Source organism: Homoserinimonas aerilata, from assembly GCF_006716125.1.
GTDB classification, from domain to species: domain Bacteria; phylum Actinomycetota; class Actinomycetes; order Actinomycetales; family Microbacteriaceae; genus Homoserinimonas; species Homoserinimonas aerilata.
Genome location: NZ_VFOM01000003.1, coordinates 102,063 through 115,289 on the forward strand (window position 1 = coordinate 102,063; position 13,227 = coordinate 115,289).

General features: G+C 67.1%; 12 protein-coding genes. 8 read left to right on the forward strand and 4 right to left on the reverse strand.

The window, feature by feature from the left end; genetic code table 11:
* Positions 1-118: 118 nt before the first annotated feature.
* Positions 119-1,816 (reverse strand): glycoside hydrolase family 13 protein, encoded by a 1,698-nt coding sequence (locus FB562_RS11970; RefSeq protein ID WP_141881537.1) that lies wholly within the window; start codon positions 1,814-1,816, stop codon positions 119-121.
* A gap of 248 nt (positions 1,817-2,064) precedes the next feature.
* On the opposite strand from FB562_RS11970, the gene FB562_RS11975 reads away from it, so the two are divergent.
* From FB562_RS11975 to FB562_RS12010, 8 genes are all read left to right on the forward strand, one after another.
* On the forward strand, positions 2,065-3,291 hold the full coding sequence (locus tag FB562_RS11975; RefSeq protein ID WP_141881538.1) for a sugar ABC transporter substrate-binding protein: 1,227 nt from the start codon (positions 2,065-2,067) through the stop codon (positions 3,289-3,291).
* An 83-nt stretch (positions 3,292-3,374) separates the two neighbouring features.
* Entirely contained in the window at positions 3,375-4,970 is a 1,596-nt protein-coding gene (locus FB562_RS11980) for an ABC transporter permease subunit (protein ID WP_141881539.1), read from the forward strand.
* Positions 4,970-5,875: a sugar ABC transporter permease gene (locus FB562_RS11985; RefSeq protein ID WP_141881540.1), complete on the forward strand. Its 906-nt coding sequence runs from the start codon at positions 4,970-4,972 to the stop codon at positions 5,873-5,875. The genes FB562_RS11980 and FB562_RS11985 overlap by 1 nt, the downstream gene beginning before the upstream one ends.
* Positions 5,876-6,202: 327 nt before the next feature.
* Entirely contained in the window at positions 6,203-6,634 is a 432-nt protein-coding gene (locus FB562_RS11990) for a YciI family protein (protein WP_141881541.1), read from the forward strand.
* A 12-nt stretch (positions 6,635-6,646) separates the two neighbouring features.
* Positions 6,647-7,873, forward strand: coding sequence for an RNA polymerase sigma factor (locus FB562_RS11995; protein WP_141881542.1), 1,227 nt, complete (start codon positions 6,647-6,649; stop codon positions 7,871-7,873).
* 36 nt (positions 7,874-7,909) lie between these two features.
* Positions 7,910-8,200 (forward strand): DUF4287 domain-containing protein, encoded by a 291-nt coding sequence (locus FB562_RS12000; RefSeq protein WP_141881543.1) that lies wholly within the window; start codon positions 7,910-7,912, stop codon positions 8,198-8,200.
* 76 nt (positions 8,201-8,276) lie between these two features.
* Entirely contained in the window at positions 8,277-9,089 is an 813-nt protein-coding gene (locus tag FB562_RS12005; protein WP_141881544.1) for a cyclase family protein, read from the forward strand.
* A complete protein-coding gene (locus tag FB562_RS12010; RefSeq protein ID WP_141881545.1) occupies positions 9,082-9,747 on the forward strand; it encodes a GntR family transcriptional regulator in 666 nt (221 codons plus the stop codon). Before FB562_RS12005 ends, FB562_RS12010 begins: the two co-directional genes overlap by 8 nt.
* 13 nt (positions 9,748-9,760) lie before the next feature.
* On the opposite strand, the gene FB562_RS12015 is transcribed toward FB562_RS12010, so the two are convergent.
* From FB562_RS12015 to FB562_RS12025, 3 genes are read right to left on the reverse strand one after another with little or no spacing between them, the layout of a single operon-like run.
* On the reverse strand, positions 9,761-11,158 hold the full coding sequence (locus FB562_RS12015) for a lyase family protein (protein WP_141881546.1): 1,398 nt from the start codon (positions 11,156-11,158) through the stop codon (positions 9,761-9,763).
* The gene (locus FB562_RS12020; protein ID WP_141881547.1) at positions 11,155-12,018 is read right to left on the reverse strand and encodes an HpcH/HpaI aldolase/citrate lyase family protein; all 864 of its coding nucleotides are present in this window, start codon (positions 12,016-12,018) and stop codon (positions 11,155-11,157) included. The genes FB562_RS12015 and FB562_RS12020 overlap by 4 nt, the downstream gene beginning before the upstream one ends.
* Positions 12,015-13,205: a CaiB/BaiF CoA transferase family protein gene (locus FB562_RS12025; protein ID WP_141881548.1), complete on the reverse strand. Its 1,191-nt coding sequence runs from the start codon at positions 13,203-13,205 to the stop codon at positions 12,015-12,017. The genes FB562_RS12020 and FB562_RS12025 overlap by 4 nt, the downstream gene beginning before the upstream one ends.
* Positions 13,206-13,227: the final 22 nt, after the last annotated feature.

Here is a 13,227-nt window from a genome sequence, read left to right on the forward strand (position 1 = left end):
TCGCGGGTGAGGTTTCGAGACGACCTCGTTCCTCGGTCTCCTCAACCTGCGGGCACACCGCGGGTTGAGGGGCGAGGAACGAGCGTCTCGAAACCCTGACCTGTGATCGGGCTCTGCCTCAGGCTTCCAGCCACACAGTCGTGTCGCCGGGGAGCCGGCCGTCGGCGTCGAGCTCACCCGAGCTGAGAAGCACGGCCCCCGCGGGGAGGGCGACGGGCTGCTCGCCCGTGTTCGCGATCACGGTGACGCCTGCGGTGCGCAGCGCGACCACAGCATCCGAATAGCCGTCAAGCCATTCGAGCGTGGAGAGCCCGAGGCTGCGATCGGCGCGCAGCGTGAGGAGCGTGCGGTACAGCTCGAGCGTCGAACCGCCGACGCCACGCTGCTCCGCGCGCGCGAATGCACCCCATCCGGCCGGCTGCGGCAGCCAGCTCTCGCCGGTGTCGTTGAAGCCGTTGGCCGGGGCATCCGACTCCCACGGAATCGGCACGCGGCACCCGTCACGCCCGTAGCGCTCACCGTTCGTGCGGAACCAGGTGGGGTCCTGCCGGGCGCTGTCGGGCAGGTCGACGACCTCGGGCAGGCCGAGCTCCTCACCCTGGTAGATGTACGCGCTGCCCGGCAGGGCCAGCATGAGTGCGCTTGCAGCCCTGGCGCGCCGCAGCCCGATCACAGGGTCGGGCAGGCCCTTCGTCTTGGGGCCGATGCCGTCACCCTGCAGATTCTCGGCGGTGAGCGCGAGGCGGCTGGCGTGGCGCACCACATCGTGGTTGCTGAGCACCCAGGTGCTGGGCGCGCCGACCCCTCCGAAGGCGTCGAGTGAAGCGTCGATGACGGTGCGGAGCGCGGATGCCTCCCACGGCGTCTCGAGGTAGGCGAAGTTGAATGCCTGGTGCATCTCGTCGGGGCGCACCCACTGGGCGATGCGGCCCAGCGGATCGACCCACGCTTCGGCCGCGAGCACGCGCTCGCCCTCGTAGCTGTCGAGCAGTGCGCGCCATTCGCGGTACACCTCGTGCACGCCGTCCTGACCCCAGTAGGGCGCCAGCGGCACCGGCTCGTCGGTGATCGCGGAGCCGCCGCCCATGCTGCCGGCGTCGGCGGGGGGAGTCCAGTCGGGCAGGCCGTCGGCCTTGACAAGCCCGTGGGCGACGTCGACCCTGAAACCGTCGACGCCGCGGTCGAGCCAGAAGCGCAGCACGTCGAGGAACTGCTCGTGCACCCGGCGGTTGCTCCAGTCGAAGTCGGGCTGGGAGGAGTCGAAGAGGTGCAGGTACCACTGGCCGGGTGTGCCGTCGGCTTCGGTGATGCGCGTCCAGGCGGGGCCGCCGAAGACGGACTGCCAGTTGTTCGGCGGCAGCTCACCGTGCTCGCCGGTGCCCTCACGGAACAGGTAGCGGCCGCGCTCCTCAGAGCCGGGGCTGGCGGCCAGCGCGGCCTGGAACCAGCGATGCTGATCGGAGGAGTGGTTCGGGACCAGGTCGATGATGACCCGGATGCCGAGCTGCCGGGCCTTGTCGAGCATCCGGTCGAAGTCGTCGAGGGTGCCGAACAGCGGGTCGACGTCGCAGTAGTCGGCCACGTCGTAGCCGGCGTCCTTCTGCGGGGAGGTGTAGAACGGCGACAGCCAGATGGCGTCGACGCCGAGCTCCTTCAGAGAGTCGAGTCGGCCGGTGATGCCGGGCAGGTCGCCGACGCCGTCGCCTGAGGCATCGGCGAAGGAGCGCGGGTAGATCTGGTAGATGACGGCGGTGCGCCACCATTCGTCACCGGGGGTTGCGGGCACGACGGATGCATCGATGTTCTGGCTGGACATGATCGAAAGACTAGCTCACCAACGGCACAGATGTAAGCGATTGCATTTGGTCTCGATCTGGTGAACAAAGGATGGGAGGGGAACAAAGTGTTTGGCAATGTGGCGTTGAGCAGGTAAGAATGTAAGCGCTTGCACTCCTGTGCGGCGTAACCAAGAGATCGATCTCCCTCCTCATCACATTCTTCGACGGGCGCATGCCCGCCGAAAACCCAGGCTGGGCGGTCGCTTTACTACGAAAGGCGACACCAATGAAGGTGAAAACTCGCAGCATCATCACAGCCGGCGCACTCGCCGCGACTGTGGGCCTGGCACTCGTCGGATGCTCATCCGACAACGGCGACGGAGGCGACGGCGCGAACAACTCGACCACCGCCCTGACCGTCTGGGTCGATGCGGAGCGCGTCGACGCCCTCAAGGACGTCGCAGCCGCATACAAGGACAAGACCGGCATCGAGGTGAAGCTCGTCTCCAAGGACACCGCCAAGATCAAGGATGACTTCCTGCAGCAGGTTCCGACCGGCAAGGGCCCCGACATCACCATGGGCGCCCACGACTGGCTGGGCGAGCTCGTCACCAACGGCGTCGTCTCGCCGATCGAGCTGGCCGACAAGGAGGGTGACTTCCTCGAGGTCGCCTATGCCGCCTCGACCTATGAGGGCAAGCAGTACATGCTGCCGTACGCGGTCGAGAACATCGCGCTGCTGCGCAACGCCGACCTCGTGCCCGAGGCCGTCGGAACCTTCGACGAGATGATCGCCGCCGGCACTGCCGCCGGCGTCACCCCCTTCGTCGTGCAGCAGGGTCCCGAGAGCGACCCGTACCACCTGTACCCGTTCCAGACCTCCTTCGGAGCCCCCGTCTTCAGTAGTGACGAGAACGGCTACGACGTGAGCGACCTGCAGATCGGCAACGCCGGCGGCATCGAGTACGCCAACTGGCTGGCAGCGCAGGGTGCCGCGGGCACCATCAACACCGAGGTGACCGGCGACATCGCCAAGGAGCAGTTCACGACCGGGCAGGCTGCCTTCTGGCTGACCGGCCCGTGGAACGTCGGCGCCGCCCTCGACGCGGGCATCAACGTCGCCGTCGACCCGATCGTCACCCCCGGTGCAGAGGCTGCCCAGCCGTTCGCCGGCGTGAAGGGCTTCTTCCTGAGCGAGCAGAGCAAGAACAAGGTCGCCGCGAACGACTTCCTCGTCAACTACCTGGCGACCGAGGATGTCCAGACCGCGCTCTTCGAGTCGGGCAACGTGCTCCCCGCACTGGCCAGTGCGGCCGACGCCGCATCGAACGACCCCATCGTCGGAGGCTTCCGCCTCGTCGGCATGGACGCCGTTCCGATGCCCGCCAGCCCGGCCATGGGTGCCGTCTGGCAGTTCTGGGGAATCGCCGAGGCAGCCATCCTGAACGGCGCCGACCCGGCCGCCACCTGGGAGAAGCTCGCCGCTGACGTGCAGGGCGCGCTCGACAAGTAGCAGTCAGGCGGGTTGAGTGGCAATGGCGCGCAGCGGCATTGCCACTCGACCCGCTGTTCACCAGAACGCGAGAGAGTGACCCCATGACAGACAGAGTGGTCCAGACGAGCAAGCGCTCGAAGCAGGCTGCGCGCATCGCGGATGCGGCATCCGGCGGCATCAGGATGATCCTGCTCAAGATCGTGCTGCTCGGCATCGTCGACGCGATCGCCGTCTACGCGCTCTTCGTTCTCGCACTCTCCGACGAGTGGCTGATCGCGTCGCTTGTCGCGGTCGTCACCCTCGTCGTCAACTGGATCTACTTCTCGAAGCGCAAGCTGCCCGCGAAGTACCTCACGCCGGGCGTGCTGTTCCTCATCGTCTTCCAGATCTTCGTCATCGGCTACACCGGCTACATCGGCTTCACCAACTATTCGACCGGTCACAACAGCGACAAGGCGCAGGCGATCGACGCGCTCATGAGCTCGGCGCGCGAACGGGTGCCCGATTCGCCCACCTACAAGGTCACCATCGTCGAGAACCTCGAGGGTCTCGGCATGCTCGTCACCGCCCCGGACGGCGAGGTGAGCGTCGGCAGCTCCGAACATCCGCTCTCCTCCGTGCGTAACGCGACCATGGACGGCGACAAGGCTGTCGCGGTCGACGGCTACACGAGCCTCAGCTTTCAGGATGTGCTGCAGCGGCAGGGCGACATCGTCGGCCTCGAGGTGCCCTTCTCGGACGACCCCAACGACGGCTCGCTGCGCACGCCCGACGGCAGCTCGGCCTACGTCTACACCTCCAGCCTCGTCTACGACGAGCAGGCCGGGACGATGACGGATGCCTCCTCCGGCACCGTCTACAGCGACACCGGTACGGGCGCCTTCACCTCCTCCGACGGCGAGGAGCTGCTGCCCGGCTGGCGCATCACGGTCGGTTTCGACAACTTCGCCCGCGCGTTCACCGAGGACAGCATCCGTGAACCGCTCATCAATGTGACCATCTGGACGATCGTCTTCGCCCTGCTCTCGGTCGCGAGCACCTTCTTCCTGGGGCTGTTCCTCGCGATCGTGTTCAACGACAAGCGCATGAAGGGGCGAAAGTTCTACCGGATCGCGATGATCCTGCCGTACGCGTTCCCCGCGTTCCTGTCGGCGCTCGTGTGGGCGGGCATGCTGAGCGAGAGCTTCGGCTTCGTCAACCAGGTGCTGCTCGGCGGGGCGTCCATCCCGTGGCTGACGGACCCGTTCCTGGCGAAGGTCAGCATCCTGTTCGTCAACCTGTGGCTCGGCTTCCCCTACATGTTCCTCGTCGCGACGGGGGCGCTGCAGTCCATCCCCGACGACGTCGTCGAGGCCGCCACCGTCGACGGCGCGAAACCGTGGCAGGTGTTCAGGCTCATCAAGATGCCGCTCCTGCTGGTGACGATGGCGCCCATCCTGATCTCCTCCTTCGCCTTCAACTTCAACAACTTCAACCTCATCTACATGCTCACGGGGGGTGGGCCGCGGGATGCGGCCGCCAGCGTGAACGTGGGCGCCACCGACATCCTCATCTCGATGGTCTACAAGGTGGCGTTCACCGGGCAGCTTCGTGACTACGGGCTCGCGAGCGCGTTCACGATCATCATCTTCATCCTCGTCGCGACGATCTCCATCGTCAGCTTCAGGCAGACCAAGGCGTTGGAGGAGTTGAACTGATGACCACCGTTCTTTCCCGCACAGGCGAACCCATCACAGACAAGCGGCCGTTCTCCTTCGGCCGCTGGTTCGGCCGCACCGGCTGGCGCCACATCGTGGGCGTCGCCATGGTGCTGTTCTCGGTGCTGCCGCTTCTGTACGTGCTGTCGTCGTCGCTCAACCCGAGCGGAACGCTGACCGGCTCGAATGCGCTGTTCTCCGCAGTGGGTCTGGATGCCTATGTGCGGCTGGTCACCGATCCGACACAGCCGTTCATGGCCTGGTTCGGCAACACGCTGCTCATCGCCAGCATCACCGCCGTCGCGACCGTGTTCCTGGGGGCGCTCGCCGCGTACTCCTTCTCACGGATGCGCTTCACGGGTCGCCGATTCGGCCTGCTCACGATCGTGCTCGTGCAGATGTTCCCGCAGCTGCTCGCCGTGGTCGCCATCTTCCTGCTGATGAGCAGCATCAGCGACTGGTTCCCGGCGATCGGACTGAACACCCACATCGGCCTGATCATGGTCTACATGGGCGGCGCGCTCGGCGTGAACACCTACCTCATGTACGGCTTCTTCAACACGATTCCGCAGGACATCGACGAGGCAGCCAAGATCGACGGGGCCGGGCATGCGCGCATCTTCTTCACCATCATCCTGAGGCTCGTCGCGCCCATCCTCGCCGTCGTCGGGCTGCTGTCGTTCATCGGCACGACGAACGAGTTCGTGGTGGCGAGCATCCTGCTGATCGACCCAGAGAAGCAGACGCTCGCGGTGGGCCTGTACAAGCTCGTGTCGAACCCCAACTATGCCGACTGGAGTGCCTTCTCGGCCGGGGCCGTCATTGCGGCGCTGCCCGTCATGGCGCTGTTCCTGTTCCTGCAGAAGTACATCGTGGGCGGGCTCACGGCCGGGGCGGTCAAGTAGCGCCAGGCTCTCCGGTGGGCCGGATGCTTCGGCTCATGCTCCTCGGCCCCGCTACGGCCTCGGCACTGCCCCAACCACCGCCCGCCTCCGCCCTGCCCCCTCTTCCGCCTCTGCCCTAGCCCCCACCCTCTTCCGTCAACAGGAGATTCGGGCGACTCGCCGTCGCCCCACCGTGGTCACGCGGCGAGTCGCGCCATTTCTCCTGTTGGCTGCGCGCATCCGGGGTCCGTCCGAGCAGTTTTCTGCCGGATGTCGATTCCGTGTGCCGCCGTTCGACGTCATAGTAGAAGGACGCAAACGGCGGCCTTCCCACCAGAGGAGAACATCATGAGATACATGCTGATCATGCACGATACGGATGCGGCGATTGCGGCGTCGAAAGAGGTCGACTTCGAGGAGATCATCAACGCGATGGGCGCCTACAACGAGTCCATGATGAAGGCCGGCGTGTTCCTCTCCGCCGAGGGACTCACCGACGCGACAGAAGGGTTCGTTGTCGACTTCTCCGCCGAGAGGCCGATCGTCACCGACGGCCCGTATGGCGAGACGCACGAACTCTTCAATGGCTTCTGGATCCTCGAGGTCTCGAGTAAGGAGGAGGCCATCGAGTGGGCGAGCCGAGCACCGCTCGGCCCCGGCAGCACGCTCGAGGTTCGCCGCATTCATGGAGACGAGGCCTTCGCCGAGTACGCCGACAACGAGTACGTGAAAAAGGGCGCCGCTCTGCGTGAAGAAGCAGCCAGAGTCCAACACAAGTGAGCATCCGCGGCCATGCCTGACATCCGGCGCACGGTCGACGCCGTCTGGCGCATCGAGGGCGGTCGCATCGTCGCGACACTCGCCAAGATGACCGGCGACGTCGGCCTTGCCGAGGATCTCGCCCAGGAAGCCCTGGTCGACGCCCTCACCCAGTGGCCGGAGTCGGGCGTGCCACAGAACGCGGGCGCCTGGCTCACGGCCGTCGCCAAGCGCAAGGCGATCGACGGCTGGCGCAGGCGCGAACGTCTCGATGAGCGGTATCGGGCGATCGCCCACCAGCTGGACGAGACCGGCGAGGACGAGTGGCAGCCGATCGACGACGACCTGCTTCGGCTGGTCTTCATCGCCTGCCACCCGGTGCTCTCCCGGGAGGCGCAGCTCGCGCTGACCCTGCGCATCGTCGGCGGTCTCAGCACGGACGAGATCGCGCGGATGCTTCTGGTTCCGGTCGCGACGGCGCAGCAGCGGATCGTGCGGGCGAAGAAGACCCTCTCGGCCGCGAAGATCCCGTTCGAGGCCCCCGACCCGCAGGAGTGGCGGGAGCGGCTCGGCGCCGTGCTGGGCGTGATCTACCTGATCTTCACGGAGGGTTATGCCGCGACATCCGGTGACCGCTGGGTGCGAAGCGAACTGGCGAACGAGGCGCTGCGACTCGGACGGGTGCTTGCCGGCCTGCTGCCGAGGGAGCCGGAGGTGCACGGCCTGGTGGCGCTGATGGAGTTGCAGGCTTCGCGCTTCGCCGCGCGTGTCGCCCGGGATGGCACGCCGATCCTGCTCGCAGACCAGAATCGTTCGCTGTGGGATCGCGCCCAGATCGAGCGCGGTCGCGCCGCATTGCGGGCGGCGGATGCTGTGGGCCGCGGTCGCGCAGCGTACGGTCTGCAGGCGGCCATCGCCGAATGCCATGCGACGGCGTCGAGCGTTGAAGAGACTGATTGGCAGCGAATCGTGCTGCTCTATGAGGCGCTGGGCCGGCTTGCGCCGAGCCCCGTTGTTGACCTCAACCGTGCGGTCGCCGTGTCGATGGCGACGGGCCCGGCGAATGCCCTGCTCATCGTCGACCGGCTCGACTCCGAGGGAGCGCTGCGCGGCTCGTACCTGCTCCCCAGTGTGCGCGGCGAGCTGCTTGCCCAGCTCGGTCGGGTCGAGGAGGCTCGCTCTGAGCTGCTCACCGCCGCTGGGCTCACCGCTAATGCGCGGGAGAGTGCGGTGTTGCGGGCCAAGGCTGACAAGCTCTGACTGCACGATCCGTAAATTCACGAAGGGAAACGAAGAATGTCATTCCAGGCCTACCTCGACACCATCGAGGACAAGACGGGGCTCACCCCTCGCCAACTGCTCGAGATCGCCCAATCGAAGGGCTTCGACGACCCGAGCGTGAAGGCGGGCGTGATCCTCGACTGGCTCAAAGAGGACTACGAGCTCGGCCGCGGCCACGGCATGGCACTCGTGCATGTCATCAAGAAGGGGCCGAGCATCAGCGGCAAGCATGTCGGGTCGGATGGCACGCACGCGGACGAGTCCGACACGCTGTGGCTCGACGGCAAGGCCAGCAAGCCGGCATGATCAGCGCGCTCGGTCGTGCGCCGGTAGATTTGATGTCAGGAGCACGCTGACGTCCACCGAAACGAGCAGACTGAGAATGAAGAGCTGGCTTTCCGCCTTCGACAGCCCGACCCGCACGATCGACCTCGCCCATCCCCTCTCGCGGGATGTGCCCACCTCGCCGAGTCATGTGGGATTTCAGATGGCGCTCAAGCGCAGGCATGGCGACTCGTTCAGGGCGGATGGCGGCTCGGGCGCCAGCGAGGTGATCATCACGAGCCCGCACACGGGCACACACATCGACGCGCTCAGCCATGCCTCGCACGAGGGGCTGCTGCACGGCGGCGTCGACGCCTATGAGGCGCAGCGCGGCCCGAACGGCTTCACGGCTCTGGGTGCGGAGACGATCCCGCCTCTCGTCTGCCGAGGGGTGCTGATCGATCTGCCCAAGAGTATGGGTGTTCCCGTGCTCGAGCCCGGTTACGAGGTGACACCCGATGATCTTGTCGCGGCGACGCAGGGCGTTGAGCTCGAAGGCGCTGGGGTCGTGCTGGTGCGTACCGGCTGGGCGGCGCACTGGGGCGATGCGGCGACGTACATCGGCGCGGAGCGTGGCGTTCCCGGAATCGGCGTCGCGGCCGCGGAGTGGATCGCCGCGCACGGACCGCTCGCTGTCGGGGCCGACACCATGGCCGTCGAGCACATCCCGGCCGGTCAGGGGCACGGCAACCTCCCCGTGCACAGCCTGCTGCTTGTCGGCAGGGGCATCTACATCATCGAGAACCTCGACCTCGAGCAGCTCTCGGCGGACGGCAGCGCGGAGTTCCTCTTCGTGCTCGCTCCGCTTCCCATTGTCGGCGGCACGGGGTCTCCCGTTCGTCCGTTGGCGATCGTGCGGCACGATGACTGAGTCGGACGGTCCGAGCGCTCCGCTCTCCAAGACCCAGTTCGTCTATGAGTGGCTCAAGGAGGAGATCCTTTCCGGCTCGCTGACGCCGGGCTCGCGTATCAGGCAGCAGGATGTCGCCCGCACTCTCGGCGTCTCTTACACGCCCGTGCGTGAGGCCATCCGGCAGCTGCAGGCGACGGGACTCATCACCTACGAGCCGAACCGAGGCAACGCCGTCAACTCTCTCGGCGACGATGCGCTCCGCGAGCTCTATCTACTGCGCGGCGTCGTCGAAGGGCTTGGTGCCCGTCTCGCGGCCGAGAAGATGACGGATGCTGTCCTCTCCGAACTTCGGAGCATCCATGAGCAGATGCTTGCCGTTCTTGACGAGGGTGCGGATGCTTCGGCGCTCGCCGCGCTCAGTCGCAACTTCCATTCGCTGATCGTGAAGGCGGGCGGCCCGCACATCGTGCATCCGAAGACCCAGGAGATCTGGACCCATTATCCGGTTCCGCGCTCGCAGTCGCTGTGGGGTGTGCCGGGGGAGGCCCGCCGTTCGGTCGACGCGCATGCCCGGATCCTTGATGCCCTGCAGGCGCGGGATGCGCTGTCGGCGGGGTCGCTCATGGAGGAGCACATCGCGGATGGCGTGCGCTTTCGTCTGGGGGGCGACTCCTAGTCGCTCCGGTGGCTCAGTCGTCGAAGGCAGCGCTGCGGAGGAGTGCCCGCCTGGCAATCTCGGCGGACGCGCCCAGGTAGTCGGCGGGGTCGAGCAGGCGCTCGAGGTCGAGGTCGCCAGGGTCGACGCCCAGGGCGGTGAGTTCGCCTTGCAGTGCTGAGACGAGCCCTTCGCCGGTGGCCGAACCGTCAAGCAGCAGCCTGCGCAGCACATGCTTGGCCTGCAACTTGCCGATGAGCGGGGTGAGGGCGACGTTGAGCCGCTCCGAGACGATGGCGGGGCCTGTGAGGTCGAGGTTGGCGCGCATCCGCTGTTCGTCGACGCGAAGGGTGGCGAGAAGTTCGTCCAGGTGTGATGCGCTGCCGAGCACGAGCCGGAGGGCGTCGCGCAGCGGCTGCCATTCGGACTGCCAGGCACCGGCGCTGCGCTCGTCTTCTGCGAGCATCGCCTGGTGCAGCACGAGCGCGAGCGAAGGAACCTGCCGTGCGGCGGAGAGCACGAGCACCGTGCGTACGGGGTTGAGCTTCTGCGGCATCGACGAGGAGATGCCGCCGCCGTCGCCGAGGCCTTCGACGACTTCGGCGATCTCGGTACGGGACATGACATGCACATCGCTCGCGATCTTGCCGAGTGCTCCGCTGACGAGGGTCAGGGTCGAGGCGATGCGGGCGATCGGTGTGCGGACGGTGTGCCACGGCTGGTAGTGGGCGTCGAGGGCGAGTTCTTCGGCGACGGCGTCGACCAGGGTGAAGGGGTCGAACGGCCCGTTGGTGGCGCGGCTGCCGTACGCAGCATAGGCGGCGAGGGTCCCGGATGCCCCGGCGAGCGAGAGCGGAAGGCCGTCGTCGAGTAGCCTGCCGAGCTCGGTCTGTGCGTCGACGAGCGCGTTGAGCCAGGCGGCGACCTTGACCCCGAAGGTCATCGGAACGGCGTGCTGGGTGACGGTGCGCCCGGCCATGGGCGCGTCACCGTGCCGGGCGATGAGCTGTGCGGCGTTGGCGCGGGCGCGGCTGAGCGTCGCATCCAGCTCGAAGAGGGCCCGACGGCAGACGAGCATGGTGGCGCTGTCGAGCACGTCCTGGCTCGTCGCGCCCAGGTGCACGTGGTCGCTGGCGCCGGGGGAGTCGCGCTCGACGGCGCGCTGCAGCTCCTGGACGAGGGTTATTGCCGGGTTCGAAGTCTCGGCGACACCGACGGCGAGCGTTCGGGGGTCGATCCGCAACGAGCCGGCGACGGCTTCGATTGTGGCGGCGGCTTCGCGGGGGATGATGCCGAGTTCGCCTTGGCAGCGGGCGAGGGCGGCTTCGACCTCGAGGGCGGCCTCGATCCAGGCGCGGTCGCCCACGATGGTGTTGACGTTGGTGTTCGCCCAGCCGGGCGAGAGCATTCCGGAGTCGGATTCGTCGATCATCGGGTTCCTTCCTCATGTTGCGCGGACTGCCACATGGCGATCGTCTGGAGGGCCCTCGTGATCACGGGCCGGTCGATGAAGGTGCCATCGGTGAGGGCGGATGCGCCGGAACCGGACCCGGCATCGTCGGCGCCGGTGGCCTCGATGATGGTGAGGGCCCGCTCGTACTCTTCGCGGCTGGGGGAGAAGGCAGCCCTGATGTGCGGCAGCTGGGCGGGGTGAAGGGCGGTCCGGCCGACGAAGCCCTCGCTCGCGAGCGCCTTCGTGTCGGCCAGGAGGCCTTCGTGGTCGTGGATGTTGAGGTAGGCAGAGCCCATGGGTGCGTGCTTGCCGGCGGCGGCGGAGGAGATCACGAGCCTGCTGCGAATGGACTCCATGGTCTGCATTCCACTGAGCCGGAGTTGTGCCCTGAGGTCGGCCTCGCCGAGGCTCACGCCGGCGACGTGGGGGGACTCGCAGATCTCTCTGAGGTTCTCGACGCCGATGGCCGTCTCGATGAGGGCGTTCACCCGCATCCCGGGTCGGAGGAGTCGCACGACGGTGTCGACGTCGCCTGCGCTCTCGACCTTCGGTACCCGGACGGAGCTGATCGCGTGGAGCGCGCGAACGGCATCGAGGTCGGCCTCGAAGTGCTCGCTGCCGACGCCGTTGATGCGCACCTCGAGTTGGGGGAGTGGCCGGTTCGTGTCGAGTGCTTCGAGAGCCTCGGCGAGGTTGCGGCGGGCCTGGGCCTTCTCGGGAGGCGCGACGCCATCCTCGAGGTCGTAGATGACGGCGTCTGCGGTGTAATCGAGAGCCTTCAGGATGCGATCGCGACGGGATGCGGGGGAGTACAGCCAGGTGAGGAGGGGGGTCGTCATCGGATGCCGCCCGTCTCGAGGAGCTCGGCCGCTTCCTGCTCGCTGTAGCCGGCCTCGCGGAGGATCTCGGCGGTGTCGGCCCCGTGGCGGCGCCCGCTGAAGCGGATCTCTCCCGGTGTCTCGGACATCCGGAACAGCACATTGGTCATCTTGAGGGGCCCCAGCTCGGGGTCGGCGACTGTCTGGATCGTGCCGAGCGCCGCGTACTGCTCGTCGACGACGATGTCGCTCACGTCGTAGATGAGGCAGGCCGCCGCCTCTGCCTCGGAGAACTCCGCGAGTGCCTGTTCGGCGGTGCGCTCGGAGACCCAGGCAGTGACGGCCGCGTCGAGTTCGTCAGCGTGCTGGGCGCGCTGCCGGCCTGTCGCGAACCAGGGCTCATCGATGTACTCGGGTCGGCCGACGAGGCGCATGACACGTTCGGCGATGGATTGGGAGGAGGTGGAGATGGCGAGCCATCTGCCGTCGCTTGTGAGGTACGTATTGCGGGGTGCGTTGTTGTTGGTGCGATTGCCTGTGCGCTCGGGGATCTCGCCGAGTTGGTCGTATGCGGTGATCTGAGGGCCGAGGATGCCGAGGAGTGGCTCGATCAGCGCGAGGTCGACGACCTGCCCGCGGCCGGTGTGCTCGCGTGCGTGCAGCGCGACCATGGTGGCGTAGGCGGCGGTGAGGCCCGCAACGCCGTCTGCGAGGGCCAGCGGCGGGAGTGTCGGGGGGCCGTCGGGTTGTCCGGTCATGGCCGCGAAGCCGCTCATGGCCTCTGCGAGGGTTCCGAAGCCGGCGTCGCCCTTGCGAGGCCCGAGCTGGCCGAAGCCGGTGACACGAACGAGGATGAGCCGCGGGTTGGCCCGGGAGAGCTCGTCCCAGCCGAGCCCCCAGCGTTCGAGGGTGCCGGGGCGGAAGTTCTCGATGAGAACGTCGGCGTTCTCGACGAGCCGCAGCAGCAGGGCGCGGCCGGCGTCACTCTTGAGGTCGGCGGTGATGGTGCGTTTGTTGCGGCCCAGGCTCTTCCACCACAACCCGTGCCCGTCTTTGACCGCGCCGTGTCCGCGGCTGGGGTCAGGCTTCTCGGGATGCTCGATCTTGATCACGTCGGCGCCGTAGTCGCCGAGCATGGTTGCCGCGTAGGGCCCCGCGAACAGGGTCGCGCAGTCAAGCACTGTGATGTCCTTGAGCGCCTTTGCCATAGATTATATATAACATATCTGC

What these genes read in the sequence shown, in the direction of transcription:
- FB562_RS11970 (WP_141881537.1), bottom strand. Translation starts at nt 1,816, where the DNA reads ATGTCCAGCCAGAACATCGATGCATCCGTCGTGCCCGCAACCCCCGGT.
- FB562_RS11975 (WP_141881538.1), top strand. Translation starts at nt 2,065, where the DNA reads ATGAAGGTGAAAACTCGCAGCATCATCACAGCCGGCGCACTCGCCGCG.
- FB562_RS11980 (WP_141881539.1), top strand. Translation starts at nt 3,375, where the DNA reads ATGACAGACAGAGTGGTCCAGACGAGCAAGCGCTCGAAGCAGGCTGCG.
- FB562_RS11985 (WP_141881540.1), top strand. Translation starts at nt 4,970, where the DNA reads ATGACCACCGTTCTTTCCCGCACAGGCGAACCCATCACAGACAAGCGG.
- FB562_RS11990 (WP_141881541.1), top strand. Translation starts at nt 6,203, where the DNA reads ATGAGATACATGCTGATCATGCACGATACGGATGCGGCGATTGCGGCG.
- FB562_RS11995 (WP_141881542.1), top strand. Translation starts at nt 6,647, where the DNA reads ATGCCTGACATCCGGCGCACGGTCGACGCCGTCTGGCGCATCGAGGGC.
- FB562_RS12000 (WP_141881543.1), top strand. Translation starts at nt 7,910, where the DNA reads ATGTCATTCCAGGCCTACCTCGACACCATCGAGGACAAGACGGGGCTC.
- FB562_RS12005 (WP_141881544.1), top strand. Translation starts at nt 8,277, where the DNA reads ATGAAGAGCTGGCTTTCCGCCTTCGACAGCCCGACCCGCACGATCGAC.
- FB562_RS12010 (WP_141881545.1), top strand. Translation starts at nt 9,082, where the DNA reads ATGACTGAGTCGGACGGTCCGAGCGCTCCGCTCTCCAAGACCCAGTTC.
- FB562_RS12015 (WP_141881546.1), bottom strand. Translation starts at nt 11,158, where the DNA reads ATGATCGACGAATCCGACTCCGGAATGCTCTCGCCCGGCTGGGCGAAC.
- FB562_RS12020 (WP_141881547.1), bottom strand. Translation starts at nt 12,018, where the DNA reads ATGACGACCCCCCTCCTCACCTGGCTGTACTCCCCCGCATCCCGTCGC.
- FB562_RS12025 (WP_141881548.1), bottom strand. Translation starts at nt 13,205, where the DNA reads ATGGCAAAGGCGCTCAAGGACATCACAGTGCTTGACTGCGCGACCCTG.